This window comes from Devosia sp. MC1541, assembly GCF_012847305.1.
In the GTDB taxonomy this organism is placed as follows: Bacteria; Pseudomonadota; Alphaproteobacteria; order Rhizobiales; family Devosiaceae; genus Devosia.
Genome location: NZ_JABBDZ010000002.1, coordinates 172,945 through 198,609 on the forward strand (window position 1 = coordinate 172,945; position 25,665 = coordinate 198,609).

Consider the following 25,665-nt stretch of genomic DNA (forward strand, 5'->3'; position numbering starts at 1 on the left):
TTGCTTAGCAGCACCAGAGCAAGGTGGCAAAGGCGAGGCAGATCTTCAAGCAAACAAAAGCGCCGCCGGGAAATCCCGACGGCGCAACAAAAAATTCTGGTCTGTCGATTAAGCGGCGTGGCCTTCGAGCCACTTGGCAAGACCCGCCTTTGGGGTGCCTGCGCCGATCTTCATGTCAGCTGCCTGACCGCCCTTGAACAGTATCATGGTCGGGATCGAGCGAACGCCATACTGAGCCGCAAGGCCCGGGTTTTCGTCGACGTTCAGCTTAACGATCTTTACCTTGCCAGCCAGTTCACTGGAGAGTTCATCAAGGACAGGGGCGATTGCGCGGCACGGTCCGCACCACTCCGCCCAGAAGTCCACGAGTACGGGCTCCTTGGAGTTCAGGACTTCCTCGCCAAAGTTGGCCTCGGAAACAGGATTAGTCATCATGGTGCCTTTAGGTTGAAAGCGGTCGTCTGTTTGCTCCTAAAGCTGGGAAGAGTCCAGCCCAGATACAAGGTCCGGTCAATCGAGCGTGAAATCCTTTGTCGCTTCTGCAAGCCGTTCTGGCGGCAAAATCATTAGGGATTCCAACTGGGTCCAAAGAATACCCGCGCGGACCGAGCGACCGGGGAAAAGCTGCGTTGCAACCAGCGCATATAGACCAAGCTGAGTGAGATAGGCCGGGGAGACCTTTCCAGGGTCGCTGGGCGCGTTCGCGTCAGATTTGTAATCGATGACAAGGACGCCCTCATCATCGACCACGATGCGATCCATGCGGCCGCGCAAGATGATGGGCTCGCCTTTTTTGATGGCGTTGATCTGGAAGGGCACTTCCGGTCGGCTCGCAGGGCCGAAGAGCGCAGAGAACTCGGGCCGAGAGAGAATGGAAATAGCGCGGTCTTGCACGCCCTCAGCATGCTCACCGCCCCCCGGCATCAGCGCATCCAGCGCACGTGGGGCCACTTGCTCCCAAGCCGAACGCTCAACGCGCACAAGGTGCTGCAGCAGAGCGTGGAGCGCGATGCCTGCGCGGCGCGCCGTTTCGGCGTCACGGGCGCGTTCGGACAGAGTGTCGAGAGCGTGTTCGGCGGGACCATGATCCTCAGCCGATGAGGGGCTGATAATTTTCGGCACGTCCGGCTCTGGCACGGCGGGTAGCACCAGCTCTTGGGCGGCTTTACTCGCAGCCTTACCACCGGGCAGGTAGCGCGGCGCCGTGTGCTCAGGGAAAACATAGGAGAGCGGCACGTCGTCGTCGCCGCCGACTTTGTGGAGTTCCCCCGCAAGGCCCATTTCGATGGCTTCGTACCAGGAATTGTCGAGCTTTTGCGATGCTGTAAGCGTGCCGGTGACGTAAAGTTCGTCTTCGGCGCGAGTCATGGCGACGTAAAGGCGACGCCAATATTCTTCGGCGACCTGCGCGTCGCTGGCCGCCTTAATATTGAGCGACTCCTCGACATGCTGTCCGGATTGGGAGGCATGGACCAGTAAAGGCCCGGGCGCTTCGGCCACGACGTAAAGCGGCTTGCCGGTTTGTTTGCCCGAGGGCTTTGCTGTCGCATCGGCGAGAATAACAATGGGGGCTTCGAGCCCTTTGGAGCCGTGGACGGTCATGACGCGCACGCCTGCGCCGCCTTCGGCCAACTCGCGCTTGATGGTGACGGAGCGACGGCGCATGTCGGCGACAAAGCCCTGAAGCGAGGGCTGCTCGCTCTGCTCGTGGCTGAGGGCCAATTCCAAAAGCTCGGAGATAACCTCGTCTACTTCAGTGCCCAAACGCGCGTGGAAGCGTTTTAGCCCGCCCTCGGCATAGAGTACGCCGGTGAGGAATTCGAAGGGGCGCTCCATATCGAGTTGGCTGCGCCACTTGCCCAGCACTTGCTTTACAGCAACAGCCTCCGGCTGTTCGGAAGCAAAGATTGCTGACCAGAGGGTCTGGTTGGCGAGGCGGTCGCGGGCGAAATCGTACAAAAGTTCTTCGGAGACGTCGAACAGCGGCGAGCGCAGGAGCGCCGCCAATTGCAGATTGTCGGCCGGGTTGAGCAGCACATCCATCAGCGCCAGAAGATCGAGCACGGCGATGTGGCCGGTGACGGCCAGACGATCAGCGCCCGGGGTCGGTAGGTTTTTGGCGCGCAGAGCGCGGATCACCTCTTGGAAGAAAGCGCCGCGCTTCTGAACGAGGATGAGAACGTCATCGGCGCGAACGGGGCGACCGCGTTCGCCCAAGATGCGGCCAGAATCAATCCACGAACGGATTTCCTCTGCGATGCGCATGGCGACCTGACGATTGCCACTCATCTCTCCGTCCACGGGCTCAAGCGGCCATTCTGTGGTTTCGCGCTCGGTTTTTTGCTCCTGCACCGGAGGCCAGAGCGTGACACTGCCGCCGGTTTGAATACGGGCTGCGGCGTGACCGATGGGCTCCACCGACAGCAGCGCTGCCCGGATATCATCGCGCGAGCAGACCTTGTCGACCGCGTTCAATATCGAGCCGAGGGTGCGGAAACTGGTGTGCAGTTTGACGGCCTGAAAGTTCTTTGCGGCGAGCTGGGCTCGGCGGGCTATTTCGCGACCGGTTTCGCCAAACAGCACAGGCTGAGCGCCTTGGAAGGAATAGATCGACTGTTTTTGATCGCCCACGGCAAACAGCGAGCGAGGACGCTCTATCGCACCTTCGCCGGTGAAAAACTCATCGGCCAGAGCACGAACAACGCGCCACTGCCGACCATTGGTGTCCTGACTTTCATCGACGAGAATGTGGTCGATGCCTGCGTCGAGCTTATACTGGACCCACGGGCCAAGCTCTTTATTAGCAAAGAGCGTGCCGAGCTTTTCGATGAGATCGTCAAAGTCGAGCAGCGAGTGGCGGCGCTTTTCGTCTTCGTAACGGGCGTGAATGGCGGCGACGACATCCAACACCGCTTCGCTACGTTCAACGAGAGCGGACGCCTTGGCTTCTTCTTCGAGAGCGATAATGCGCTCTTGCTCGCGGGTGAGCAGATCGTTGAGACCGGGATTGCCAGTGTCATCGGCTTTGAGCAGCAGCTTTTTGCGCGGATCGCCTGCTTTGGTGAAGAAGGCGCGGCGAAGCTCTTCAGCGGTAAGCGTCTCGGGCGTGAGGCGCGCGAGCACATCCACACACCCGTCGCCTTCAGGCTTAACCGCACAGCGAGAGCGAATCTGGGTCAGTGTGTCAGCGGCGAGAAGCGTGTGGGCAGGGATATCGGCGCGGATCTCGGCAAAGGAGCGGCCCGAAAAACCAGCCATCTTGCGCAAGCGCGCCTTCGCCCCAGCAATATCCGCCAGCACGGGCTCAAGACGTGCCCCTTCCGAGAGGGCCACTGCAATAGCTTCGGAGATGGCGTGATCGCTCATCAGACCGAAAAGGCTTTCCACCGCTTGGGCATTTTCCTTACCGCGCAAGCCATCGGCCATGACGCCTTCGCGGGCCGAGAGGATCATCTGCTCCTGGCGATCGTCTTCGATGACGGCGAAGTCAAAGGGGACACCGGCTTCAATGGGGAAGCGGTGCAACACGGCCTCGCAGAAGGCGTGGATGGTGAGGATGCGCAACCCGCCGGGGGTTTCAAGCGCGCGGGCAAAGAGGGTTCGCGCATCGCGCAATTGCTCTTTTGTGGGCGCGCTGCCGGACACGTCGCTGAGAGTTTTATAGAGCGCCTCTTCGCTGGCAACCGCCCAAGCGGCCAGCTCATTGCCGACGCGGCGGCGCATTTCTGCGGCTGCGGCCTTGGTGTAGGTGAGGCAGAGAATCGATTGCGGCCGCACGCCGGAAAGCAGCAAGCGCAAGACGCGACGGGTGAGCACGAAAGTTTTCCCCGAGCCCGCATTGGCTTCCACCCAGATGGAATAGGTGGGGTCGGAAGCGCGCGCTTGGCTCGATGTGGTGTCGAAGGGGACGGAAAGTTTGCCGCGATCGCTCATGCCTCATCATCCCCATCAACCGCGGTCCATTCGGCAACACGGGCCAAGTGATCATAGGTCCCGGCAAAACGCTGGGTTTTGAGCGGCATGAGGCGGGCGGGAAGCGGAGTTTCGGCCAAAAGGAAATGCTCGATGTGCGACTGCATGCGACGGTTGATCTCGTCGGCCGCCTCCATGAGGCTGGTGTTGGGCGGCAAGGAGAAACCCGAGACTTTAAAGGCGTCGGGGCCGAGGCCGATCTTGATATAGGTGAGGGCTGAGGTGTCTGCAGAAGCGACGCCGCGCATGCCGCCATTGGCACCCATTTCGGCTTCCAACAGGAGCTGCGGGGCCTCAAACGCCTTCATCGCCGCGCCGGACGGCGGTGAGCCGGTTTTGAAATCGAGCATTTCGAGCGTGCCGTCATACAGCTCATCGACACGGTCGGCCTTGCCGGTGATGAGAAAATCATACGCCAGTTTGAGCTCAAGCTGCCCTTCGATTTCCGCGTGGCGTTTGCGCACCAGAGGATCGCGCTGCCGCTCGAAGTTGAGGAATTGTTCGGCCGCTGTGGCAAAGCGTCGAAGCCAAATGTCCCGGCGTTCGCCAATGGCGTCGAGATTGGCAAATTCTTCCGCGGCGAGGCGATTGAGGGTTTCGAGCGCGTCGGGCGCAGAAACCTCAAAACCTTCTTGGACAAAGCGGGCAAAGATGGCGTGGATGATGGTGCCGCGTTCGCGCGCATCAGGCTCTTCGCCCAAAGGATCGAGCTGGCGCAGTTTGAGAACGTGCTTGGCGTAAATGTCGTAAGGCGAACGCATCAGCGTTTCGATTTCGGTCACCGAGAGTTTTTGGGTGCGAGGGACAATCGGTGGATTGGGAAGCGGACGCTTGGCGGGGGTGACGCTTGTTACAGCGTCGATCGCACGCGATTGAACAATCCAGAACTGGCCGCGCTCGCGCATGGTCTCCACTGCCGAAGCGCCGATGAACGCGTCTAGACGCTGGACGAGACGCGAGGGCAAAGCGGGGCTGGAGCCGACGCGGTCTGAATAGGATATGATAACGGCGTCACGGCCCATGGCCTGGGCAAAATCGTGCGCGGCAAGACCCTGCATACGCTCGGGCGGCTCCATGCCAGCAGCAAGGCGCATGCCGCGACTGAGCCAAGGGCCAGGATCGGCGGCTGCAGGCCATTTGTCTTCGTTCAGCCCTGCGAGAATAACCAGATCGGGCGCCATGAGGCGGGCTTCAATCTGCCCCCAGATAGAAATATCGCTACGGCGGGCTTCGCGGTTGCGCACTTGATAGCCGGTCATAAGCGCGGAAAGGACTGCATCTAGACCGCGCGGGGCGAAGCGATGGCCCTCCTCGGCGAGCTTTTCCATGTCCGCAGCCCAACGCGCCAATTCATCTCGCCCATGGAGCGGCGCGCCCTGACTGACCGCAGTGACCGCGGCAAAGAGCGCGGCGGCAAGTTGCCCGGCTCCAATCTCGGGCTTGGCAGAAAGGGCGTTGAGCCCGGAAATGGCTTTTTCGAGCCTATCGAAAAAGCCGAGAAGCTTTTCGGCAGCGTCTTCGCTAATGCGACGCCCCCCCGGAACGTCTTGGCCAGTTTGCTTTTCGACGGCTTTGCGCAGGCCCGCAACACCGGGGGCGAGGCGTTGACCGCGCAGAATTTTGAGATCGACGATATCGGCGAAGATGGTGATGTCGGCGCGCTCGAGGCCAAAGAGGGCGGAGCGATTGCGCAGGAGCGCCACGAGATCCACGGGAGCGCATTGCCCAGTAACAAGGCTCAAGACCTGACGGGAAAGACGGCCTGCGGGCGATTGGAAGAGCGGCGCGCCTGCGGCGTCGTCGACCTCAATGTCAAAGCGACGCAGTTCGGCAGCGATACGGCGCGCAAGGTTTCGGTCGGGCGTGATAATGCCGACAGTTTTGTTCGCGGCGAGAGCGGCGCGACTGGCGAGGGCGACGGAGCGCGCTTCCTCGTCTTCGGTGCGGGCGCGTATGACGGACACAGTGCCAAACGCTGCTGCGATGGTGCCGTCGTCGGGGCGTAGGCTCGACCAAAGCGCTGTGTCTTCGGTGAGCGCGAGGGCGTGGTTGACGATGGTGGTGCGGGGATGATCGACCGCACACAGCTCCACCACTTCGCCCACGCCCGCGCCAAGACGGCGCAGAAGACGGGCGAGGCCATATTGCGGGTGGCCATGGGGATTGCTGTCGGGATTGAGCAGCGCCTCGTGCATCTGCGGGCTCATATCCATGTCGAGGCCGGGGAGCACAACCGCGCCACGCGGCAGACTGCCGATTGCAGCGAGAAGGCGCGCAGTTGCAGCTATAGACCCGGTAGAACCGGCGGCGATGACGGGACGGTCCGAATAGACATGGGTTGAAGCCAGCGCTTGTCGATCAAGGCGCTGGCGGCGGATTTCCTGCGGATCGGCGCGCCCGGGACCAAGGTGATGTGGCCAAAGGGTCAGCGCGATATTGAGAAACTCTAAGGTTTGCTGCCAGTAATTGCTGACCTCATGCTCCATGCCCTCTTTGATGGCATAGAGATCGGAAGCGGATTTTTCTTCGATCTGAAGATCGTCAATGACGGTGCCGAGCGAGTCCGACATAGAAAAGATTTCAGCGGCCGTTGGCGGGGTCGAAAAAGCCTGAATGCCCGCCGGGCTATGGGCCCAGGCGGCGACAAGGCGTGACATCACGAGGCGGCGCTCTAGCCCGGTCACGCCCAGCGGCATGGGTGGAGCATCATAGGGCGGCAGGAAAGGTTCTTCTTCGGCGTCGTCACCACCAAAGGTACGAATATCCGGCAGAAGGCCTGCGTATTCAGGATGCGCAGCAAAACAATCTGCGAGCAGCGCGCGGGCGCGTTGGGTGGGGACGACAATGGTGACGTCGGACAGCCAGAAGGGGCCAGAGCGGTCCCAATCGTGCAGCAGCCGACCATCCATCACCCCATCAGCGAGACACTGCAGAAATGGGGTGTGGGGGGCGATCGAAAAGAGCCTCATGCCGAAAGCGCCTTCTCGGCTGCGGCGAGCCCTTCAGCGTCGCCGACATGGAACCATGGCGCGTCCAAGGTGACGCCGAGAAGATTTTCCTCTTCGAGCGCGCGCTCGAACAAGAGGTTCAAGGAAAACTCGCCGTTAGGCGTGTCAGCGAAGAGGTTTTTGCCCAGTAGCGCCACGCCCGCATAGATGACCGGAGCACCGTAATCGAGGGTGATACGCCCAAACGGATCAAGGCAAAAATCGTGGCTGCGGGAAAAGCCTGAAGCACGCGAGGGCTGAACGCATAGGAGCACGATTTGATCTTCGTTTTCTCGCTTGGCCTGCATGCGGGCCAAAGGCGTATCCGCCCCTTCCGGCCAGAAGGCGTCCGTGTTCATGACGAAGAACGGATCGGAGTGCAGCATGGGCAGCGCGGCTTTGACGCCGCCACCTGTGCCGAGGAGGGTGTCTTCGCGATTGACCTTCAGCAGGCCGCCAAAATGGGCCAGCACTTGGTCCGCGCGATAATGGGCATTGGCAGCGAAGCGCTTTGCCCCTTCTGCCCTAGCGGTGCCGATGACGCGCTCAATCAAAGGAATACCAGCCACCGGCACAAGCGGCTTTGGGATGGTTTCGGTGATTGGGCGCAGCCGCGTACCAAGACCGGCAGCGAGCAGCATAACATCGGGGAATCGGGCAGGTTTTTCCATGACTGGATAGAACAGGCGGAGAGCTGCTCTGTCCAGTTTGGCGAGACCCCTGCAGTGCTGAGCGGACAAGAAAAAGGGCGCCCGCGGCGCCCTTCTTAAACAGCTTATTCGGCGTGGGCCGGAACTGGCGGATCGATATCGTCATCGCCTTCAGCGGCGACAGCGGCAGCGCGCAGGCTGGCCTGAGCCGCAACAGCCTTAGTAGCCGAACCCGAAAGGGCTGGGTTTTCTGGAGCGTTGGTGAGGATTGCTGCGAGCGAGCCAATGGTCGAACGCAGATTGTGGCGGTGCACAACCATATCCACCATGCCGTGGCTATAAAGATATTCGGAACGCTGAAAACCTTTAGGGAGCTTTTCGCGAATGGTTTGCTCGATAACGCGCTGACCGGCAAAGCCGATGAGTGCGCCCGGCTCGGCCAGATGCACGTCGCCGATCATGGCGTAGGAGGCGGTAACGCCACCCGTGGTCGGGTTGGTGAGCACGACAAAGAATGGCAGGCCAGCTTCACGCAGACGCAAGACCGCAACCGTGGTGCGGGCCATCTGCATCAAGCTCAAAATGCCTTCCTGCATGCGCGCACCGCCGGAAGCGACAAAGAGCACGAAGGGGGTGTTGTTCTTCACAGCGGTTTCGAGACCAGTGATGATCCCCTGCCCTGCGGCCATGCCGAGCGAGCCGCCCATGAAGTCAAAGTCTTGGATGCCCACGGTGATGGCGCGCTCATAGAGCTTACCGGTGGCGACGATCACGCTGTCGGTATTACCCGTCTTGGCGCGGTTTTCCTTGAGGCGATCAACGTATTTCTTCTGATCGCGGAATTTCAGCGGATCAACCGGAACGTCAGCGACGGGCACGAGATCATACTTGCCATCGTCCAAGAAGGTCGCCAAGCGGTCCGCCGGCTTGATCTTCATGTGATAGCCAGAATTGGGCACAACCCACTGGTTCGCTTCGAGATCGCGGTAAAACACCATTTCCCCGGACTCGGGGTCTTTAACCCAGAGGTTCTCAGGGGTTTCGCGCTTGTTGGTCAACAACGAGCGAATTTTGGGGCGGACGAAATTGTCGATCCAGTTCATAGCGCGGCCTTTCGCGATGGACTCTTAACGGCCCACGTAGCAGTCGATTGTGGCATTTCTTATCAGGCGGAAACGAGAAGCGCAAAATATGCACGCTTCTCTTATCCACATGGCGGGGTTAGGCGCGAGCGCGCTTCACACCCGATGCAAGGTCCGCGACGATATCGCGGACTGCGGAAACGGTTTTGTCAGTGGCCTTGCCGTCAACCAGCGAGGTGCGGACGGCGTCCACAAGCACCGAGCCGACAACAACGCCGTCGGAATGCTTGCCTATCATGGCAGCGTCGTCGGCGGTTTTAATGCCAAAGCCGACCGCAACCGGAAGAGCGGTGTGGGCCTTGATCCGGTCCACTGCGTCACCAACGGCAGCGCGCGACTTGATCTCAGCGCCCGTCACGCCATTCATCGAGACATAGTAGACAAAGCCCGAGGTGTTTTTGAGAACAGCCGGAAGGCGCTTGTCGTCGGTGGTTGGGGTGGTGAGACGGATAAAGTTGATGCCTGCTTGGAGCGCTGGAATGCACAGCTCGCTATCTTCTTCCGGGGGAAGATCGACAACGATCAGGCCATCAACACCGGCTGCCTTAGCCTGCACGAGGAATTTATCGACGCCGAAAGAATAGATGGGGTTGTAATAGCCCATTAGAACAATCGGGGTGTTTTCGTCCTTGCGACGGAAATCTTCGACCATGCCGAGAATGCCCAGCAGTGTCTGACCGGCGGCAAGGGCGCGCTGACCGCCCAGCTGAATGGCCAAACCATCAGCCATCGGATCGGAGAAGGGCATGCCCAGCTCAATCACATCCGCACCGGCCTGTGGCAGGGCTTCGAGGATCGCCTGGCTGGTGGCCAGATCCGGATCGCCGCCCATGATGAAGGTGACGAGTGCGGGGCGGTTTTCTGCCTTGAGCGCGGCAAAGCGCTTTTCAATACGCGACATAATTAGAGCAGCCCCAGATGCTTGCCGACAGATTCAACGTCCTTGTCACCGCGACCGGAGAGACAGAGAACAATGTGCTTATCCTTGCCCATGGTCGGCGCGATCTTGCAAACCTGCGCCAGGCCGTGCGCAGATTCGAGCGCCGGGATAATGCCTTCAGTACGGGTGCACAGCTGGAAGGCGTCGAGCGCTTCATTGTCGGTGATCGGCTGATAGGTGACACGCTTGATGTCGTGCAACCACGAGTGTTCTGGGCCAACGCCCGGATAGTCGAGACCTGCCGAGATCGAGTGGCCTTCAAGGATCTGGCCAGCGTCATCTTGCAAAAGATAGGTGCGGTTGCCGTGCAGTACGCCCGGGCGACCACCAGTCATGGACGCGGCGTGACCGTTTTCAACGTCAATACCGTGGCCGCCAGCTTCTGCGCCATAGAGCGCGACGCTCTCGTCATCGAGGAAAGCGTGGAAGGAGCCAATGGCGTTTGAACCGCCACCAACGCAAGCGACGACTGCGTCCGGGAGGCGACCGTTGAGTTCCTGGAACTGCTGCTTGATTTCCGTGCCGATGACGGACTGGAAATCGCGGACCATTTCTGGATAGGGCGCCATGCCTGCGGCGGTGCCGATCAGGTAATAGGTGTTTTCGACATTGGTGACCCAGTCGCGAATGGCTTCGTTCATCGCGTCCTTGAGCGTGCCTGCGCCAGCGGTGACGGCGCGCACTTCAGCGCCCAACATCTTCATGCGCAGAACGTTTGGCTTTTGACGCTCAACGTCGGTTGCACCCATGAAAATGGTGCAGGGAATATCGAACTTGGCACAAACAGTGGCCGTTGCTACACCATGCTGCCCAGCGCCGGTTTCGGCGATAATGCGGGTCTTGCCCATGCGCTTGGCGAGAAGGATCTGGCCAATGCAATTGTTGATCTTGTGCGAACCAGTGTGGTTGAGCTCTTCGCGCTTGAACCAGACCTGTGCGCCACCGAGCTGCTCGGACAAGCGCTTGGCGTGGTAGATCGGGCTTGGGCGGCCGATATAGTGGGTCGCGAGATCCTTCATCTCTGCCAGATAGGCCGGATCGGTCTTGGCGGCGCGATAGGCTGCTTCAAGATCGAGAACGAGCGGCATCAGAGTTTCAGCGACGAAACGTCCGCCGAAGATACCAAAGCGCCCGTGTTCATCGGGGCCATTGCGCAGGGAATTGGTGATGGTCAATCGCGTATCCTCCGTCGAAATCCCGATGGGGACTTCTTCGTCGAGCTTCTCAAGCCCAGGGTATGGGCTTCAATAAGCTGGCATGGCCGGTGAGTGCAATAGATTTGGCAGGTGCAGGGGCTGATGAGAAAGGGGAATTTCGGGGATTGCGCCAGTCCCCTCGAAAAAGAATAAGGCCCACTCTTCGGAGCAGGCCTTAAACGACAGGTTCACATCGCGGCGCGCGCGGCGCGGACAAAGGCTTCCATCAGATGCTTTTGCTTGACGCCGGGTGCGCTTTCCACGCCAGAGGAAACGTCGATGCCAAAGCTCGGCCGGACCGTTTTGATCGCCTCAGCGACATTGTCCGCAGTCAGCCCGCCAGAGAGCATCAATGGAATATTGGGATCAATGCCCGCTAAAAGCGACCAATCAAACACGTGGCCCAGCCCTCCGGGCCGATCAGCGCCCTTGGGTGGTTTGGCGTCAACCAATACACGGTCGGCGACGTCGTTAAACAGCGCAATCTGGGCAACGTCTTCAGCCGAACCGATGGGCAGGGCCTTCATGATCTCGACGCCTGCCAAATGGCGAATGGCGGAGACCCGCGCCGGGCTCTCGGGACCGTGCAACTGGATCCAATCAGGACCGAGAGCAGCGACTTCGGCGACGCAGGAATTATCTGGGTTAACCAGCAAAACACAGCTCTCTACGCGTCCGCGGGCGGCAGAGATTAAATTGCCCAATTGCTCAATGGTCACATGGCGCGGCGAACGCAAAAAATGGACGAAACCGACCATATCGGCCCCGGCGTCTATTGCCGCGTCCAACAAGTCTTCCGTCTTGATGCCACAAATTTTGATTGTCTGATTATCGGCCATAATATGGTCGGGCTCAACGGGACGGGATGTATCGGAATTGCCGAACTGCGCCGTCCATCACCGCAGCTCAAGCAAATCATCTACCTCGTTGGCGGCAGAAACCGCGCTCGTGCCGGTGCGGCGGCGCAGCGTTTCCAACTCCTGGCTCAACTGAGTGGCTTCACGGCGCCAATGGCGCTCGCGGCGGCGATGGTGCCCTTGCGCAAACCAACTCGCCACGCCTCCAAGCAGGACTCCGACCAGAAGCACAACATAGAGAATGACGAACAAAGGCACGCCATAGCCCGACGCGCCCGCCTGCGCGGGAGCGCCAAAAGGATTGAGATTGACAGCAACCAGCTGCCGATTAGCTAGGGCGAAAGCGATCAAGAGCCCGCAGAGGGGCACCAGAACCAGCCAGCCGACGATCTTGTTGACCATGCATATTCCGTGGGGCGAAGGCCCCGTTCTTGATCGCAGTCTAGCTTATTCGTGGTTCAAACGCTCGCGAATTTCTTTGCCCGCCTTAAACTGGGGCACGTACTTTTCTCCAACTTCAACCTGTTCACCCGTGCGTGGGTTGCGGCCAACACGCGCTGGTCGGTTCTTGACCGAAAAGGCCCCGAAACCGCGTAATTCAACCCGATCACCGCGCGCCATTGCATCGCCAATCTCATCGAGGATGGCGTTAACAATGTTTTCGATGTCGCGCTGGAACAGATGCGGATTTTCCGCTGCAAGCTTCTCGACAAGTTCAGACTTGATCATAAAAGGCTCCGGTTCAGACCCATTTGGAGGGGTATTCCAACCTGCCAAAGCAGAACGAAACCGTCAAGCATAGTAATGGGTTGAGGTTACTTGCTGCTGTTTTATATGTGGCAGATTTGCGCCACAATCACGGCCTTGCGACCAAATTCAGGCGATCCGTTTGACCATAAATTCCGCATGAGCTTCATAAGCGGACAGCTTTTCGGACAGTTCTGGGCGGTCTTCAACTTGAAAACCTTGCTTCTCCCAGAACGACACCGAGCCATTTACCGCCACCAGGCTCATTGACGGATAACCCATGGCAACGGCGTGTTTTGTCAACGCCGACACGATCTTACCGGCCGCACCCACGCCTCGGGCAAGCGGCAACAGGGCGAGATCATGGATGTAATAGGTGTCCAAATCATCGGGGAGCTGGCCAAGGAGGGCATTCAGCGCCGGCACAGAGCCAAGTTTCCACGGATGAGACAGCATGTAACCGGCCGGACGCTCTTGAACTTCGAAGAGATAGCAGCCGTTTCGATAGAGCTGAAATTTCTCGGCAAGAACTTCTGGGGCCTCAAAGAATCCAGGATGGACGCGGCCCGCAATTGCGTTCACCGCATCCATGTCATAGCCGGTCATGGCACGCCACGCGACATCACGAATTTGGATCATCTTATTCCTCTAAAAGAAACGACCCGCACCAAATGGCGCGGGTCGAATTTTTGTCAAATAGGAGCAGAAGCTCTTACTTGTCGTCGCGGCCCTTGAGAGCTGCGCCGAGGATGTCGCCAAGCGATGCGCCCGAATCGGACGAACCGAAGTTAGCCACTGCTTCACGTTCTTCGGCGATTTCGAGCGCCTTGATCGAGAGCTGGATGCGGCCGGACTTACGGTCGTACTGGGTGACGCGTGCGTCGACCTTTTCACCCTTGCTGAAACGCTCTGGACGCTGATCGTTACGATCGCGGGAGAGGTCAGCACGACGGATGAAGGAGGTGACTTCGCTGTCAGCGATACGGACTTCGATGCCGCCTTCGTTGACTTCGATGACTTCGGTGGTGACAACAGCGTTCTTGCGCAGACCGCCGGTTTCGCCGCCAGCAGCGGAAGTTTCTGCGAGGTCGTCAGCAGCGAGCTGCTTGATACCGAGCGAGATGCGTTCCTTTTCGACGTCAACATCGAGGACCTTGGCCGAAACCATGTCACCGCGGTTGTAGTCTTCCAGAGCAACTTCGCCAGACTTCTGCCAGTCGAGGTCGGAAAGGTGAACCATGCCGTCCACGTCGCCTTCAAGACCGATGAACAGACCGAATTCGGTCTTGTTCTTGACTTCACCTTCGATGGTGGAGCCAACTGGGTTCTTTTCAGCAAACGCTTCCCATGGGTTCTGCAGGGTCTGCTTGAGACCGAGCGAGATACGACGCTTGTCAGCATCGACCTCGAGCACAACCACGTCAACTTCCTGCGAAGTCGAAACGATCTTGCCTGGGTGAACGTTCTTCTTGGTCCAGCTCATTTCGGAGACGTGGATCAGACCTTCAATGCCTGGTTCCAGTTCAACGAAAGCACCATAGTCGGTGATGTTGGTCACGCGGCCAGTGAACTTAGCGTTGATTGGGTACTTGGCTTCGATGCCTTCCCACGGATCCGCCTGAAGCTGCTTCATGCCCAGCGAAATACGATGGGATTCATGATTGATGCGAACGATCTGAACCTTGATGGTTTCGCCGATCGTGAGCACTTCAGATGGGTGGTTAACACGACGCCATGCGATGTCGGTGACGTGCAGCAGGCCGTCGATGCCGCCGAGGTCAACGAACGCACCGTAATCGGTGATGTTCTTGACGACGCCGTCAACAACCTGGCCTTCTTCGAGCTGCTGGACGATTTCCGAACGCTGTTCTGCGCGCGATTCTTCCAGGATTGCACGACGCGAGACAACGATGTTGCCGCGACGCTTGTCCATCTTGAGAATCTGGAACGGCTGCGGAACGTTCATCAGCGGAGCGATATCGCGGATTGGGCGAATATCGACCTGCGAACGTGGCAGGAAGGCAACTGCGCCTTCGAGGTCAACGGTGAAGCCACCCTTAACCTGGTTGAAGATGGTGCCTTCAACGCGCTCGTTAGCGGTGTACTTAACTTCGAGCTTGACCCAGCTCTCTTCGCGGCGAGCCTTTTCGCGCGAAAGAACGGCTTCACCCATAGCGTTCTCGACGCGGTCAACATAGACCTCGACTTCCGAACCTACAGTGATGGTGCCGTCACGGCCTGCTGCGCCGAATTCCTTCAGCGGCACGCGGCCTTCGGTCTTCAGACCAACGTCGATGATCGCGAGGTCTTTTTCGATGGCGACGACTTTGCCGCGTACAACGGTGCCTTCAGCGGCATCGTTGTCGACAAAGGAGTCGAGCAGCATGGATTCGAAATCGTCTTTCGTCACAGTGTTCTGTGCCAAATTCTGTCTCCAGAGCGCCGGTGGTTTGGGGTTATTCACCTGAGTGGTACGGGTCCGCCTTGGAAAAACCAAAGCCGGCGCACGGAGCACCGCTTCCAACATCAGGAGATTTCTTTAGTCCGGTTCGGCCCGTGCTTTAGGTGATTGCCAGAAGTGCCGGGCCCAAGGAGGAAATTAGAGAGAGTTATCTCTCTGCCTTGAGCGCCATAGCCTCGTCGACAATCGCAACGGCAGCGCGAAGTGCCGCTTCTATACCGAGAAGAGTCGTATCGAGCAAGTGCGCGTCTTGCGCCTTATAGAACCCGCCATTGGGATTCTGCATGTCCCGGGCGTCGCGCTGCTCGATCTGATGGAAGAGAGCATAGCGGTCGACGCTTTCTCCGCGCGCTTCAAGCTGGCGCGCCCGACGCTCCATACGCGCCTTGCTGTCCGCCTGGATGAAGAGCTTCACATCGGCATCTGGGCAGATATTGGTGCCGATATCGCGCCCATCAAGCACAGCGCCGCCCGGTTGCTGGGCAAAATCACGCTGAAAATCAAACAGCGCCTGACGCACCGCACCGATGACCGCGATTTTACTCGCGAACACGCCGACCTCTGCCGTGGTCAGCGCGATCACATCGCCGAGATGACCAACATCTAGATTCTTCGCGGCGGCAATGGCAGCTGCCTCCATTTCGGGGGTGTCGATCTGGTCTGCGATTGCGAGTCCGACAGCACGGTAAAGCAGGCCCGTGTCGAGATGAGGCAGTTGGTAATGCTTGGCGAGCCCAACAGCGAGCGTTCCTTTGCCCGAAGCGGCGGGGCCATCAACAGCGATAATCATGGGCCAAGCTCCGGCAGCCATCTGGTTGTTCTCAAAGCGATAACGAGAGCTGGGCGATGCGGCAAGAGCTGCGGCCCACTGCCCCGCACATAGGCCCGCAAACATTTAACGTTTGACAGCCTAATTCTTCTCCCCTAACCGAACTGACCGACTTGGGCGCGAGCGGCGTTATTGCCGCGCCCGTCCTTTCCCTTTTCGTTCGAGGCATGGAAAATGGCCAACTCTGAGCGCGGCACCAAGCGCACTGACCCCGATACCGGCAAGAAGTTCTACGACCTCAATCAGGATCCGATCGTTTCGCCCTACACCGGCAAGAGCTATCCGCGTTCGTTCTTCGAACAGCTGACCGGCAAGGCCGGCCCGGCAACGGCGCGCAAGGCCGATGACGAAGACGAGTTGGACGATGAAGAAGAGATCGAAGACACCGGTCCAGAAATCGTCAGCCTCGAAGACGCTGACGCCGAAGAAGCCGGTGACGACATCCCTGACGTCGAAGACGTAGAGGTTGAAGAAGACCTCGGCGACGACGAAGAGGACGTGTTCCTTGAAGAAGACGAAGACGAAGACGATGGTCTTGGCTTCGACGTTGGCAGCGACGAAGAGCGCTGATTCCAAACACTTTTCTGGCCGGATGGAGTTTTCCACCGGCCAGATAAAAAAGTGAAACTAAGGCCTTGCGCCCAGCAAAACCTTCCACTAGTTTCCCCCTCGTTCCAGACAGTAACCCGGACGGAACGACCCAAGGAATATGGGGCCTTAGCTCAGCTGGGAGAGCGCTTGCATGGCATGCAAGAGGTCAGCGGTTCGATCCCGCTAGGCTCCACCATTCTTCTTGAAATCACGAAAATCGATGGAATTTCAAAGGCTTAGCAAGGGCCTTAAAACACCTGCGCCCCCAATCACGCCCCCATTCTGCGCCCCCACAAAAAATGTGGGAACACACGCCGCTACCTGAATGCCTAGGCCTGAAGCTCAAGCTTACCCCACGAAGAACCGAACGAGAACAAGGTGCGTTGCGACGCACCGAAGAATCGCGCATAGTTAACGCACGTTAATCAGTTGACGAGGTCAACATGACAGACTTTCGTGGTCCACTTTGGAATAGCGCCTTCGGACGAGATGTACTCGTCACCTACGACCTAGATAAAAACCACAGGAACTACCCAGGCATCAAAGAATATCTAGATGCCCAATCTGCACGGAAACTGACAGAGAGTTGCTACCACATCAAGTCAGGCAAGAGTAACGACCAGATACTTCAGGACCTCTGCAAGATAGGCGATCTCGGAGACACTTTTGTTGTTGCCGACTACGCACCGATGTCCGAGAGAGCGCGGAATAGCAGCACCCGCTCCATCGCTGAACTACTGATGGCAGGCTCCAGCCACGCTACGAACAAGTGAAGTTCACGTCGCAAGCCGCCTTGGCGCTCCCGAAGAGGACATGCTCATTCCGCAGACGCGATCGCTTCCCTCTTAGCCAGCCTTGACAGAGTGGAGCGAGAGCAACCCGTCGCTCGAATGATGGTGTTCCAGCTTTGCCCAGAACGGAGCATCGAAAGGATCGCCTCGTTTCTCTGCGTATCCTCAGGACGGCCTCGATAACTCCCTTTCACCTTGGCCTTCTCAATGCCCTGAGCCTGACGCCGACGGCGGTCTTCATATTCCTTCCGCGCAATGGCAGCGAGCATGTCCAGCAGCATTCCGTTGATGGCCTCCGCCATCCGCGCAGTGAAGTCATCGCTATGCGTCGCCGCAAGCTGCCACGAAGTGGGCAAGTCCAGCGCCACAACGCGGATTTGACGAGCTCGTATCTCTGAGCGCAAACGCTCCCAGTCAGCTGCGTTTAGACGGCTCAATCGGTCCACCTGCTCAACAAGCAGAACATCGCCGGGCTTAGCATCAGCAAGTAGCCTGAAGAGCTCAGGGCGCTTCAGTGAGGCCCCACTCTCGTTCTCGAGATAGGTTGCCACCACCACAAGCCCACGCGCCTCAGCGAACGCCTCAAGGTCGGCACGAGCACGGCTGGCGTCCTGCTCTTTGGTAGAAGCGCGGAGATAAGCACGGACAAACATCAACAAGCACCATCAGTTCGTTATGAGTAGTCTCATAAATGATGGTTCGTTTTGAGTTGTCAAATTGATTTATCGAACCACGAATCACCCCAGTTCGCTAGAGGCGTACCTCAAAGACATGCTCAAATTCAGCAAAGAGTACGTGCTACAAGCTGAGATCGAGCGACGATCAAAGCCCGGACAGGATATAAGAAATCATGAGCTCATACCCTGATTTTGAAGTCATCAGACCGGACCTACTAGAAGGTCAGCACGGCTTAACCCCCCAAATATCCGAGAAGATTGGCGCGATAACGGTCTTCGCAGCCAATATTGAGTTTCGACTGGAGTTCGCGATTTGGAGACTGCAAGGCCACTCACCAAAGGGCGAGAAGCACACTACCGACGCACAGCCAATTGGTGTCTTGATCGGCATGTTCGAAGCGGAAGTTGCAAAGCTACCCGACCGCCCTGCGAAACACCTTGCGGAGCTGTGGTGCAAGACAGCACGTACCGCTTTCGAGTTTCGACACAGCATAGCGCATGGCGCTGCATTCCGAGAGTGGGGTGCCGCGAGCTTCCATCGAAATCGCTCTTGGTATGGTGAAATACGCAAGCGACCCGAAGCGTCGTTATCTGGTGACCTGCAGACCTTCGAGAATATCTACCTGACCTTCGCGCTCCTACTCCGGGTAATAAATGGTTTCAGCAATACGAAGCGCCCAATCGAAACTATCGGCACACCTGAGCACATAAAAGCCATGCGTTCCGTATACTTACTGATGGATGAGATGGCGTCAGGGCACGGACCTTGGTTCGAGAAGTTCTAGCTTCGCCAGCAATGAAGGCCCACGCGGCCTCCAACACCAGACCACCCCACACCGGGGGAAACTCACATGAGCCTACCTATTGAATGAGCTCACAAACTTTTCAGAGAAAATGAGCCAGGGTCAGGACGGAGGCTTAACCTGTACAATTTGCACATACCTTAGTGTGCACCCCGTGGCTCCTAGAGGAGGTCAGTAGGCCACCTCAGCGAGTTCATCCTCATCGTCATCCTCTGGCTCACTCCACGGGATAGGCCAGTGCTCGCTATTCATGAGCCTTCGAGCGAACTCATACGACACCTCCGAGATTGCCAAAGCCAAGGCATCAGCGTCATTGAGCGGGTTCTTGTGGAGCAAGTCCAAGAGCCCTGCCTTGATCTCAGCGGCTCGCCTCTCAGTGTACTCGGAGAAATCCCCAGAAGCTTCTCGCGGCCCACTGAGGCGCTCTCTGAGGCTTTTCCACGTGAAGGTGGACATCTCCTCCACCGTAAGCCCTTGGCCTTTCAGCTCTGAGATCACCCTGCGCATCTCTGCGACTGTACCTGAAGATGTGCCCGTGGCCTTGACGATATCCGCCTTGGACTTGCTGGTGAGCAGGCAGAGCCTCAAGGCCGCGTTAGCCTTCTCCTGCGTAGTCATCGGCAGCTTATTCTGGCCATTGAGGCGTATGCTCTCGAGCAAAGCATCCTGAGGCGTTCCCTCGAAGACCACCACCGGGATAGGCTTGCTGCGCTCCAAGCGATCATATGCGGCCACCCGGTGATGCCCGTCGATCACGACCCAACCATCACCACCCCACCAAACAACGATGGGCTCGAGGGATTTCACCTCCTTGATCGCCCTCATGAGCTCGCGGACGTGCTTCTCGCTATCATAAGAGATCGCTATCGTATTCCGAGGTTGGAAGACGGCAGGGCAGAGCGATAACTGATCGAGGCGAAGCTCTTCCACGTGCGGCCCGCCCTCACCCGAGGCCAGATCAGCCAAAGCCTCATAATGCCGAAGCCCAGAATTCAGGCTATCAAAATCAACAACTAGAACCAACGACGGAACAACCTTATAGAAACCGCAGACCAGACATGAGAAAAAAGCGCTTCCTTCTCATATATGGGGACATAATTGATTATCGCTGATCGTGAGGCTTTTTAAACGGCAACACGGCAATATCAGAGGCTTCTGGCAACAAGACCGCTTCGACACACCGTTTTGCTTGCTCTAATTTCGGCCCAGAAGAATAAACACCGAAGGTCATTCCTTCGCGCTTGTGCCCAACTACCGTTGCGATTGTGCTCTCCGGTTGATCGGCCTGCTCAGCCTTGGTGATGAACCATCGGCGGAAGGAGTGAAAGTTGACGCGGTCGCGGCGCTTGCCTTCCACGGGATCAGTGACGCCCACGGACCGCCTGTAGGTTGTAAAGTGCTGAGAGGCTTTGAACGATCGTTCGCGCAAAGACCCCTTCTTAACAACTGGCGGCCACTCGGGGAACAAGTCGTCCTCATCCTGCCTCCCTTCAGTCCGCCGCAAAATGATTGCTTCAAGATCAGGATGGATTGGAACGAGGCGGGCTCTTTTTTCTTTCTTAGCCGCCTTGAAGCGGATCGAGCCGTCATGGCAATCACCCACTTTCAGACTGACCAACACCTCCAAACGAGCGCCCGTGAGCGCCGCTAGGCGCATAAGGTCATGCATGTGTTGCACCGCCGGTCCCCTCAGCAACGCCTTCAGCTCTGTGTCGCTAAAAGGCCTTTCCTCGGTTTCGTCGGTCTCATGCGGAACGGCATAGGTGAGCGTCTGCCAGATATTGGACTGCACCTCTCCTCTACGAACCATCCACTTCCAGAAGGTGGAAAGGCGGCGCATGTACTTGTTCAAAGTGACAGGATGCCTTTCGCCAGACGTAGCGAAGTCGTCGTGAAAACGCACAGCCTCTCGCCGCCCGAAAGTCTCGCGAAAAGCCGGGATGCCTTCGCGGTCACACCATTCAAGAAGATAAGCAAAAGCCCTGACGTCATCCGCCCTTGTCCGCGGAGCAACCGTGAGCTGCGCCTCATACTTCTCACGGGACGCACTTAATGGCGTAGCGCGACTATAGGCGATATCCGCGAAGCGGTGCGCTGCTGCCTCGCGTTGCGGATCATAAATCGGCTCACCGAATTCATCCTCCGCGAGGACAGGTCCTTGGATTTCCTCGATGTAGTCATCAATCTGGTTTTCCTCAGGCTCCGCGTCTCCAGTGGCAGCCACGGCATCCCTACGCTGCTGAGCAAGGTGCAAGGCCTGTCCCAAGTGATCATCAGGCCTCAAGGCCCGATCTATCTGACGCTGGAGCTTGGCAACAACTGGCCACTTCAACCTGTTTGCCTCGGCCAAACTATCGGTCGGAAGCGACTGCCGAAGCTTAGTCTTCCCAATGGCAGCTTGAGCCTTCCTCGGGACAGGAACCACGACCCGCCATTTGTTGCCGTGAAGCTCAAGAAACTTGCGATCAGCGTTCCGAGAAAGTGCCATATGATCCTACTGCGCCCCCAAATGCGCCCCCACTCCCTGCCTCAGGAATGTAGCAAGATCAATAACTTATTGAGAAGTTTCGTAAATTTTCCCGCATGGTTCGGCCCCGCTAGGCTCCACCATCCTTCTTCTCCAAAATTTTTTGATCGTATGTTGCGCAACCGCTCTCTCGCGTTCGCCTCTTGGTTGACTGCAACCCTCCGCGATATAAGATCAAACCATGAACGCGCTCTAGTTGCGGTCCTCGGGAGACAGTTGTGGCAATCGAAACAAAACGCGTCATCCCACGCAGTCACGCCCGCGCCATTTGGATGGCAGCGCAAAGGCTCGATGAGCGCGCGCCATTTGGGGCTGGGCCCGCCGCAGCACAAGCGGCAATCGAGCAGTTGGGATATGTGCAAATCGACACGATCAATGTGATCGAACGCTGCCACCACCACATTCTATTTTCGCGCATACCAGACTATTCACGAGCGGACCTCGCGCAGCTCCAAAGCCAGAGCAAAAGCATATTTGAATATTGGACCCATGCGTTGAGCTATGTGCCCAGTGCTGATTTTCGGTTCTTCGGCGCGGCAATGCAAAAGTTTCGCGATACCCCGTCGACCTGGTTCGGGTCTGTCACCACCGCTGAAGTCAAAGCCATGACCCAGCGCCTCCTCAACGAAGGCCCCCTCTCGATCCGAGACATTGAGGATGATGTCCTCGTCGAGAAGACCCATGCTTGGGGTAGCAAAAAGCCGTCTAAACGCGTGCTTCAGTTGATGTTCTTCCAAGGGCTCGTGACCATTTCAGAACGCGCTGGCATGCTCAAAACCTATGAGCTGACCCAGCGGCATTTTGAGTGGCAAACACCGCCAAGACGCGCAACTGAGCAACAAACGGCCAATTATCTCCTCGACCGCGCCTTGCAAGCGCAGGGTTTCGTCTCACTCGCCTCCGTCTGTCATCTCAACGCGGGCATGAAGAAGGCGGTCAGCGAGGCGATCGAAGCACGCGTCAAACGCAAGCAATTGGTGGCTGTAGCGCTGGAAGGCGCAGAAAAAATCGCGCATTGGGCAAAGCCTGAGACGCTCGAAACAGACCACCCCATCGACCCAGAGCTCGTGCATATCTTATCGCCCTTTGATCCGCTGATCATTCTGCGCAAACGCCTCGAGATGGTCTTTGATTATAGCCATGTGTTTGAGGCCTATGTGCCAGCAGCAAAACGCAAATACGGCTATTTCGCTCTACCCGTTTTGATCGGAGACCGCGTTGCCGCCGTGGTCGACCTCAAAACCGACCGCAACGCTAAAACGCTAAACGTGCAGAATTTCGTTTGGCGTGAAACGCCAGCAGCCGAGAGCAAAGCGGCGATCGATGCAGAATTGGGCCGGTTTGAATCGTTTCAACTGCGCGGATAAAACGGGTACACCTGACGAAGCCGTGCTCTGACGACTTTCCATTGCGAAGACAAAACGGTACAAACTGCCGCCGATCTTGGGAGGCTGCTTTTGGCGACTTATACCGATATTGCCCGTCGTGTTTATAACCACACGTGGAAGCTCGATCCGATCGTGCGCAGTCTGCTGGATACGGACTTCTATAAGCTGTTGATGATGCAGATGATCTGGGGGCTGTATCCCAAGGTCGAAGCCACCTTCTCCCTGATCAATCGGACCAATAGCGTTAAGCTGGCGGAAGAGATCGACATTGACGAATTGCGTGCCCAGCTTGACCACTGCCGCACGCTGCGCCTTTCGAAAAAAGAAATGATCTGGCTGGCCGGTAACAGCTTTTATGGCTCGCGGCAGATTTTCCAGCCAGGCTTTTTGCGCTGGCTCGAAAACTTCCAGCTTCCCGAGTATCGCCTCGAAAAGCGCGATGGCCAGTTCATTTTGGAATTCCCCGGCCCGTGGGTTGAAACCACTATGTGGGAAATTCCGGCCCTCGCGATCATCAATGAATTGCGCTCCCGCGCCGCCATGAAGGAATTCGGTCCCTTTGAGCTCGACGTGCTCTATGCCCGTGCGAAAGCTAAAATGTGGGACAAGGTCGAGCGGCTCAAGAAACTGCCCGACCTCAAAATTTCAGATTTCGGCACGCGTCGTCGGCACTCATTCCTTTGGCAGCGCTGGTGCGTTGAAGCGCTCAAGGAAGGGATTGGCGATAATTTTACCGGCACGTCCAACGTAAAGCTGGCGATGGATACCGACCTCGAAGCGCTCGGGACCAACGCCCATGAGCTGCCCATGGTGCTTGCGGCCCTTGCGCGTTCCGACGAGGAATTGCGCGAAGCGCCCTATCGCGTCCTACAGGACTGGAAGAGCTATTATGGGGGCAATCTCCTCATCGTCCTGCCAGATGCCTTTGGCACAGACGCATTCCTCCGCGATGCGCCGGATTGGGTCGCCGATTGGACTGGTTTCCGCCCCGATAGCGCCCCTGCCATTGAGGGCGGCGAAAAGATTATCGATTTCTGGAAATCGCGTGGCCGGGACCCGAAAGAAAAGCTCCTGATCTTTTCGGATGGGCTCGACGTCGACATGATCGAGGAAGCCTATTTGCACTTTGAGGGCAAGGTGCGCATGAGCTTTGGCTGGGGCACCAACCTCACAAACGACTTTGAGGGATGCTCTCCCGTGCCGCAAAGGGCACTCAAACCCATCTCACTGGTTGCCAAGGTGAGTGAGGCAAATGGCCGACCGGCCGTTAAACTCTCAGACAATCCTGCGAAGGCCACCGGCGAAAAATCTCAGATTGAAAGATACCTACGAGTGTTCGGAGAATCTGGACGCGTCGAGAAGGCTGTCGTCGTTTAACCAGCTAACAAAACTGTGACCAAAAATTCCCAACTGGGGAGAACTAAAGCCACACTTGTGTCGTTAAGGAGTTATGAACTTAACCGGGCCAATTTGGTCACGAGCTCGCAAAGAGCCGTAGGAATTCATGACCTTAGAGCTGATCGACATTGCGCTGTCAGAGCGCCACAGCCATCCTCGTCTGCAAAATAGGATCACGGGTAAAGTGCGCGCAGTTCTTGCCGAGACTATCGGCGGACGTCTTATCGAGCATGAAATTTTTGTACCGGTCTGGATAGACGCAGTTGAAGGCACGCCTGAGGACGATATTGAGTTGTCCCTAATGGTGAAGGCGGCCGACATCATCGGACGGCTTAAATCGCGCCTCTCCTCCAGCCAGGAGCCGCTATCTGGCAACGTATTTCCAGCAGATACGCCGACGGCTTCAAATGATGAGCGCGCCCAAAATGTTTTCTATGGCCGGACTGAGACGGCTAAACGCGGACTTCACCACCGCGATTGAGCGCCACCAGATTGGCCCGAACGACGTCTTCGGCGGCTTTTGTGACCAGCTTGCGATCAGTGGTCGCCGTCAGCGGCATGGGCGTGCCAAAGGCTACTGTAATGTCCTTGATCGAGCCGCCAAAGATTTCGCGTAGGTTCTGACCAAGGGAATTGGATTTCGACCACGAGATCAGCGAACGCTCATTGCGGCTGATGGGGAGGCCCTGCAGCTTGGTATAGGCAATCGTCACGGGCTGCAGCACGACGTCCTTCGCCCCAGCTCCAGCTATCGCCATCTGAGCGGCGCCAACCAAGGCCGAGCGGAACGGCAACACGTGGGTGCCAATGTCCGATTGGCCTTCGGCGAACAACACGACAGAATGACCGTCGGCAATGTGCTTGCCCATTGCTTCTGCGGTGCGTCCGGTTTCCGTGCGTCGATTGCGGTCAGCGTAAATCGTGCGCTGCAGATAGGCGAGCTGCTTGACGATCGGCCAGTCACCAACTTCGCGCTTGGCAACGAATGTCACCGGCGCTTGTGAGCCGATAGCGATAATGTCGGTCCAAGCAATGTGGTTTGACACCATGAGCGTGGGCCGACCTTCGGACGGCGTGCCAATAGCGCGGACGCGCAGGCCGAGCAGAATACAGCTGAGCTTATGGAAGCCCCGCGGGACATACTGCCAACACTTCATATCCAGCTTGACGATCACCCATTGGATCGGCAAGGCGATGATGATGTAGGGGACAAGGATGAACAGGAAAAAGATAGTCCTGAAAATCATGAGACGCGTTAGTCCTGCTTAGTCTTGGGGGCGTTTAGAGGGACGGCGTAGAGCTCAAGCCGATGGTCGACGAGCTTATAGCCAAGGCGCTTTGCGATAACTTCTTGGATAGCCTCGATTTCCTCATTTCGGAACTCGATGACCATGCCAGTGCGAATGTCGATCAGATGATCATGGTGCTCATCAGGGATGAGCTCAAAACGGGCGCGACCGTCCTTGAAATCATGCTTGGTAACCAAGCCAGCTTCTTCAAACAGATTAACGGTGCGGTAGACCGTCGACAGCGAAATGCGTCCGTCAATCGCCGAGGCGCGACGGTAAAGCTCTTCCACGTCGGGATGGTCGGTGCTCTCTTCGATCACCGCAGCGATTACGCGCCGCTGATCCGTCATGCGCATGCCTTTAGCAACACATGCTTCCTCGAGGGTGGGATCAGATGTGAGTTTGGTCATGTTTCCGCTC

24 protein-coding genes and 1 tRNA gene are annotated in these 25,665 nt (G+C 57.7%); 7 read left to right on the top strand and 18 right to left on the bottom strand.

Annotated features, from left to right (window positions below; all coding sequences use genetic code 11):
* Window positions 1–108 precede the first annotated feature (108 nt).
* From trxA to cmk, 13 genes are all read right to left on the bottom strand, one after another.
* Window positions 109–435, bottom strand: coding sequence for a thioredoxin (trxA, locus tag HKD40_RS03570; protein ID WP_169194351.1), 327 nt, complete (start codon window positions 433–435; stop codon window positions 109–111).
* Window positions 436–510: 75 nt separating this feature from the next.
* Window positions 511–3,933 carry a double-strand break repair helicase AddA gene (gene addA, locus HKD40_RS03575; RefSeq protein WP_169194352.1) on the bottom strand — a complete coding sequence of 1,141 codons (3,423 nt, stop codon included), beginning with the start codon at window positions 3,931–3,933 and terminating at the stop codon, window positions 511–513.
* Complete coding sequence (addB, locus tag HKD40_RS03580) at window positions 3,930–6,941, bottom strand: double-strand break repair protein AddB (protein WP_169194353.1); 3,012 nt, start codon at window positions 6,939–6,941, stop codon at window positions 3,930–3,932. Before addB ends, addA begins: the two co-directional genes overlap by 4 nt.
* Window positions 6,938–7,630 (bottom strand): nucleotidyltransferase family protein, encoded by a 693-nt coding sequence (locus tag HKD40_RS03585; RefSeq protein ID WP_169194354.1) that lies wholly within the window; start codon window positions 7,628–7,630, stop codon window positions 6,938–6,940. Before HKD40_RS03585 ends, addB begins: the two co-directional genes overlap by 4 nt.
* Window positions 7,631–7,734: 104 nt before the next feature.
* The gene (accD, locus tag HKD40_RS03590; RefSeq protein ID WP_169194355.1) at window positions 7,735–8,712 is read right to left on the bottom strand and encodes an acetyl-CoA carboxylase, carboxyltransferase subunit beta; all 978 of its coding nucleotides are present in this window, start codon (window positions 8,710–8,712) and stop codon (window positions 7,735–7,737) included.
* A gap of 118 nt (window positions 8,713–8,830) precedes the next feature.
* Window positions 8,831–9,655 (bottom strand): tryptophan synthase subunit alpha, encoded by an 825-nt coding sequence (gene trpA, locus HKD40_RS03595; protein WP_169194515.1) that lies wholly within the window; start codon window positions 9,653–9,655, stop codon window positions 8,831–8,833.
* Window positions 9,655–10,860: a tryptophan synthase subunit beta gene (gene trpB / locus HKD40_RS03600; protein ID WP_349236516.1), complete on the bottom strand. Its 1,206-nt coding sequence runs from the start codon at window positions 10,858–10,860 to the stop codon at window positions 9,655–9,657. The genes trpA and trpB overlap by 1 nt, the downstream gene beginning before the upstream one ends.
* Before the next feature lie 215 nt (window positions 10,861–11,075).
* Entirely contained in the window at window positions 11,076–11,726 is a 651-nt protein-coding gene (locus HKD40_RS03605) for a phosphoribosylanthranilate isomerase (protein ID WP_169194357.1), read from the bottom strand.
* A gap of 57 nt (window positions 11,727–11,783) precedes the next feature.
* Complete coding sequence (locus tag HKD40_RS03610; protein ID WP_169194358.1) at window positions 11,784–12,146, bottom strand: lipopolysaccharide assembly protein LapA domain-containing protein; 363 nt, start codon at window positions 12,144–12,146, stop codon at window positions 11,784–11,786.
* Between the two features lie 45 nt (window positions 12,147–12,191).
* Window positions 12,192–12,473: an integration host factor subunit beta gene (locus HKD40_RS03615; RefSeq protein ID WP_169194359.1), complete on the bottom strand. Its 282-nt coding sequence runs from the start codon at window positions 12,471–12,473 to the stop codon at window positions 12,192–12,194.
* A 147-nt stretch (window positions 12,474–12,620) separates the two neighbouring features.
* The gene (locus tag HKD40_RS03620; protein ID WP_169194360.1) at window positions 12,621–13,130 is read right to left on the bottom strand and encodes a GNAT family N-acetyltransferase; all 510 of its coding nucleotides are present in this window, start codon (window positions 13,128–13,130) and stop codon (window positions 12,621–12,623) included.
* 73 nt (window positions 13,131–13,203) lie between these two features.
* Window positions 13,204–14,916 (bottom strand): 30S ribosomal protein S1, encoded by a 1,713-nt coding sequence (rpsA, locus tag HKD40_RS03625; protein WP_169194361.1) that lies wholly within the window; start codon window positions 14,914–14,916, stop codon window positions 13,204–13,206.
* Between the two features lie 184 nt (window positions 14,917–15,100).
* Window positions 15,101–15,742 carry a (d)CMP kinase gene (cmk, locus tag HKD40_RS03630; protein WP_169194362.1) on the bottom strand — a complete coding sequence of 214 codons (642 nt, stop codon included), beginning with the start codon at window positions 15,740–15,742 and terminating at the stop codon, window positions 15,101–15,103.
* 213 nt (window positions 15,743–15,955) lie between these two features.
* Here cmk and HKD40_RS03635 point away from each other — a divergent pair, with 213 nt between their 5' ends.
* From HKD40_RS03635 to HKD40_RS03645, 3 genes are all read left to right on the top strand, one after another.
* Complete coding sequence (locus HKD40_RS03635; RefSeq protein ID WP_169194363.1) at window positions 15,956–16,351, top strand: TIGR02300 family protein; 396 nt, start codon at window positions 15,956–15,958, stop codon at window positions 16,349–16,351.
* Window positions 16,352–16,492: 141 nt separating this feature from the next.
* Window positions 16,493–16,568: transfer RNA gene (locus HKD40_RS03640), tRNA-Ala, on the top strand.
* A gap of 247 nt (window positions 16,569–16,815) precedes the next feature.
* On the top strand, window positions 16,816–17,145 hold the full coding sequence (locus HKD40_RS03645; RefSeq protein ID WP_169194364.1) for a hypothetical protein: 330 nt from the start codon (window positions 16,816–16,818) through the stop codon (window positions 17,143–17,145).
* A 44-nt stretch (window positions 17,146–17,189) separates the two neighbouring features.
* Here the strand turns inward: HKD40_RS03645 and HKD40_RS03650 are convergent, their stop codons facing one another.
* Window positions 17,190–17,816, bottom strand: a complete 627-nt coding sequence (locus HKD40_RS03650) for a recombinase family protein (RefSeq protein WP_169194365.1) — start codon at window positions 17,814–17,816, stop codon at window positions 17,190–17,192.
* 197 nt (window positions 17,817–18,013) lie between these two features.
* On the opposite strand from HKD40_RS03650, the gene HKD40_RS03655 reads away from it, so the two are divergent.
* A complete protein-coding gene (locus HKD40_RS03655) occupies window positions 18,014–18,625 on the top strand; it encodes a hypothetical protein (RefSeq protein ID WP_169194366.1) in 612 nt (203 codons plus the stop codon).
* 189 nt (window positions 18,626–18,814) lie between these two features.
* Here the strand turns inward: HKD40_RS03655 and HKD40_RS03660 are convergent, their stop codons facing one another.
* Both HKD40_RS03660 and HKD40_RS03665 read right to left on the bottom strand, forming a co-directional pair.
* Window positions 18,815–19,609 (bottom strand): ParB/RepB/Spo0J family partition protein, encoded by a 795-nt coding sequence (locus tag HKD40_RS03660; RefSeq protein WP_169194367.1) that lies wholly within the window; start codon window positions 19,607–19,609, stop codon window positions 18,815–18,817.
* A 136-nt stretch (window positions 19,610–19,745) separates the two neighbouring features.
* Window positions 19,746–21,131, bottom strand: coding sequence for a DUF6538 domain-containing protein (locus tag HKD40_RS03665; protein WP_169194368.1), 1,386 nt, complete (start codon window positions 21,129–21,131; stop codon window positions 19,746–19,748).
* 311 nt (window positions 21,132–21,442) lie between these two features.
* On the opposite strand from HKD40_RS03665, the gene HKD40_RS03670 reads away from it, so the two are divergent.
* From HKD40_RS03670 to HKD40_RS03680, 3 genes are all read left to right on the top strand, one after another.
* The gene (locus HKD40_RS03670; RefSeq protein WP_169194516.1) at window positions 21,443–22,537 is read left to right on the top strand and encodes a crosslink repair DNA glycosylase YcaQ family protein; all 1,095 of its coding nucleotides are present in this window, start codon (window positions 21,443–21,445) and stop codon (window positions 22,535–22,537) included.
* 90 nt (window positions 22,538–22,627) lie between these two features.
* Window positions 22,628–23,935 (top strand): nicotinate phosphoribosyltransferase, encoded by a 1,308-nt coding sequence (gene pncB / locus HKD40_RS03675; protein WP_169194369.1) that lies wholly within the window; start codon window positions 22,628–22,630, stop codon window positions 23,933–23,935.
* Between the two features lie 127 nt (window positions 23,936–24,062).
* Window positions 24,063–24,437 carry a hypothetical protein gene (locus tag HKD40_RS03680; protein WP_169194370.1) on the top strand — a complete coding sequence of 125 codons (375 nt, stop codon included), beginning with the start codon at window positions 24,063–24,065 and terminating at the stop codon, window positions 24,435–24,437.
* On the opposite strand, the gene HKD40_RS03685 is transcribed toward HKD40_RS03680, so the two are convergent.
* On the bottom strand, window positions 24,409–25,203 hold the full coding sequence (locus HKD40_RS03685; RefSeq protein WP_169194371.1) for a lysophospholipid acyltransferase family protein: 795 nt from the start codon (window positions 25,201–25,203) through the stop codon (window positions 24,409–24,411). The genes HKD40_RS03680 and HKD40_RS03685 overlap by 29 nt on opposite strands.
* 8 nt (window positions 25,204–25,211) lie before the next feature.
* Window positions 25,212–25,655 carry a Fur family transcriptional regulator gene (locus HKD40_RS03690; protein WP_169194372.1) on the bottom strand — a complete coding sequence of 148 codons (444 nt, stop codon included), beginning with the start codon at window positions 25,653–25,655 and terminating at the stop codon, window positions 25,212–25,214.
* Window positions 25,656–25,665: the final 10 nt, after the last annotated feature.

Excerpts from the sequence above, each read along its gene's own strand:
- cmk (WP_169194362.1), bottom strand. The coding sequence starts at position 15,742 with ATGATTATCGCTGTTGATGGCCCCGCCGCTTCGGGCAAAGGAACGCTC.
- HKD40_RS03655 (WP_169194366.1), top strand. The coding sequence starts at position 18,014 with ATGAGCTCATACCCTGATTTTGAAGTCATCAGACCGGACCTACTAGAA.
- HKD40_RS03685 (WP_169194371.1), bottom strand. The coding sequence starts at position 25,203 with ATGATTTTCAGGACTATCTTTTTCCTGTTCATCCTTGTCCCCTACATC.
- accD (WP_169194355.1), bottom strand. The coding sequence starts at position 8,712 with ATGAACTGGATCGACAATTTCGTCCGCCCCAAAATTCGCTCGTTGTTG.
- HKD40_RS03635 (WP_169194363.1), top strand. The coding sequence starts at position 15,956 with ATGGCCAACTCTGAGCGCGGCACCAAGCGCACTGACCCCGATACCGGC.
- HKD40_RS03690 (WP_169194372.1), bottom strand. The coding sequence starts at position 25,655 with ATGACCAAACTCACATCTGATCCCACCCTCGAGGAAGCATGTGTTGCT.
- HKD40_RS03665 (WP_169194368.1), bottom strand. The coding sequence starts at position 21,131 with ATGGCACTTTCTCGGAACGCTGATCGCAAGTTTCTTGAGCTTCACGGC.
- HKD40_RS03620 (WP_169194360.1), bottom strand. The coding sequence starts at position 13,130 with ATGATCCAAATTCGTGATGTCGCGTGGCGTGCCATGACCGGCTATGAC.
- trxA (WP_169194351.1), bottom strand. The coding sequence starts at position 435 with ATGATGACTAATCCTGTTTCCGAGGCCAACTTTGGCGAGGAAGTCCTG.
- HKD40_RS03605 (WP_169194357.1), bottom strand. The coding sequence starts at position 11,726 with ATGGCCGATAATCAGACAATCAAAATTTGTGGCATCAAGACGGAAGAC.
- HKD40_RS03645 (WP_169194364.1), top strand. The coding sequence starts at position 16,816 with ATGACAGACTTTCGTGGTCCACTTTGGAATAGCGCCTTCGGACGAGAT.
- HKD40_RS03615 (WP_169194359.1), bottom strand. The coding sequence starts at position 12,473 with ATGATCAAGTCTGAACTTGTCGAGAAGCTTGCAGCGGAAAATCCGCAT.
- addA (WP_169194352.1), bottom strand. The coding sequence starts at position 3,933 with ATGAGCGATCGCGGCAAACTTTCCGTCCCCTTCGACACCACATCGAGC.
- HKD40_RS03670 (WP_169194516.1), top strand. The coding sequence starts at position 21,443 with ATGGCAGCGCAAAGGCTCGATGAGCGCGCGCCATTTGGGGCTGGGCCC.
- HKD40_RS03680 (WP_169194370.1), top strand. The coding sequence starts at position 24,063 with ATGACCTTAGAGCTGATCGACATTGCGCTGTCAGAGCGCCACAGCCAT.
- HKD40_RS03650 (WP_169194365.1), bottom strand. The coding sequence starts at position 17,816 with ATGTTTGTCCGTGCTTATCTCCGCGCTTCTACCAAAGAGCAGGACGCC.
- HKD40_RS03610 (WP_169194358.1), bottom strand. The coding sequence starts at position 12,146 with ATGGTCAACAAGATCGTCGGCTGGCTGGTTCTGGTGCCCCTCTGCGGG.
- HKD40_RS03585 (WP_169194354.1), bottom strand. The coding sequence starts at position 7,630 with ATGGAAAAACCTGCCCGATTCCCCGATGTTATGCTGCTCGCTGCCGGT.
- addB (WP_169194353.1), bottom strand. The coding sequence starts at position 6,941 with ATGAGGCTCTTTTCGATCGCCCCCCACACCCCATTTCTGCAGTGTCTC.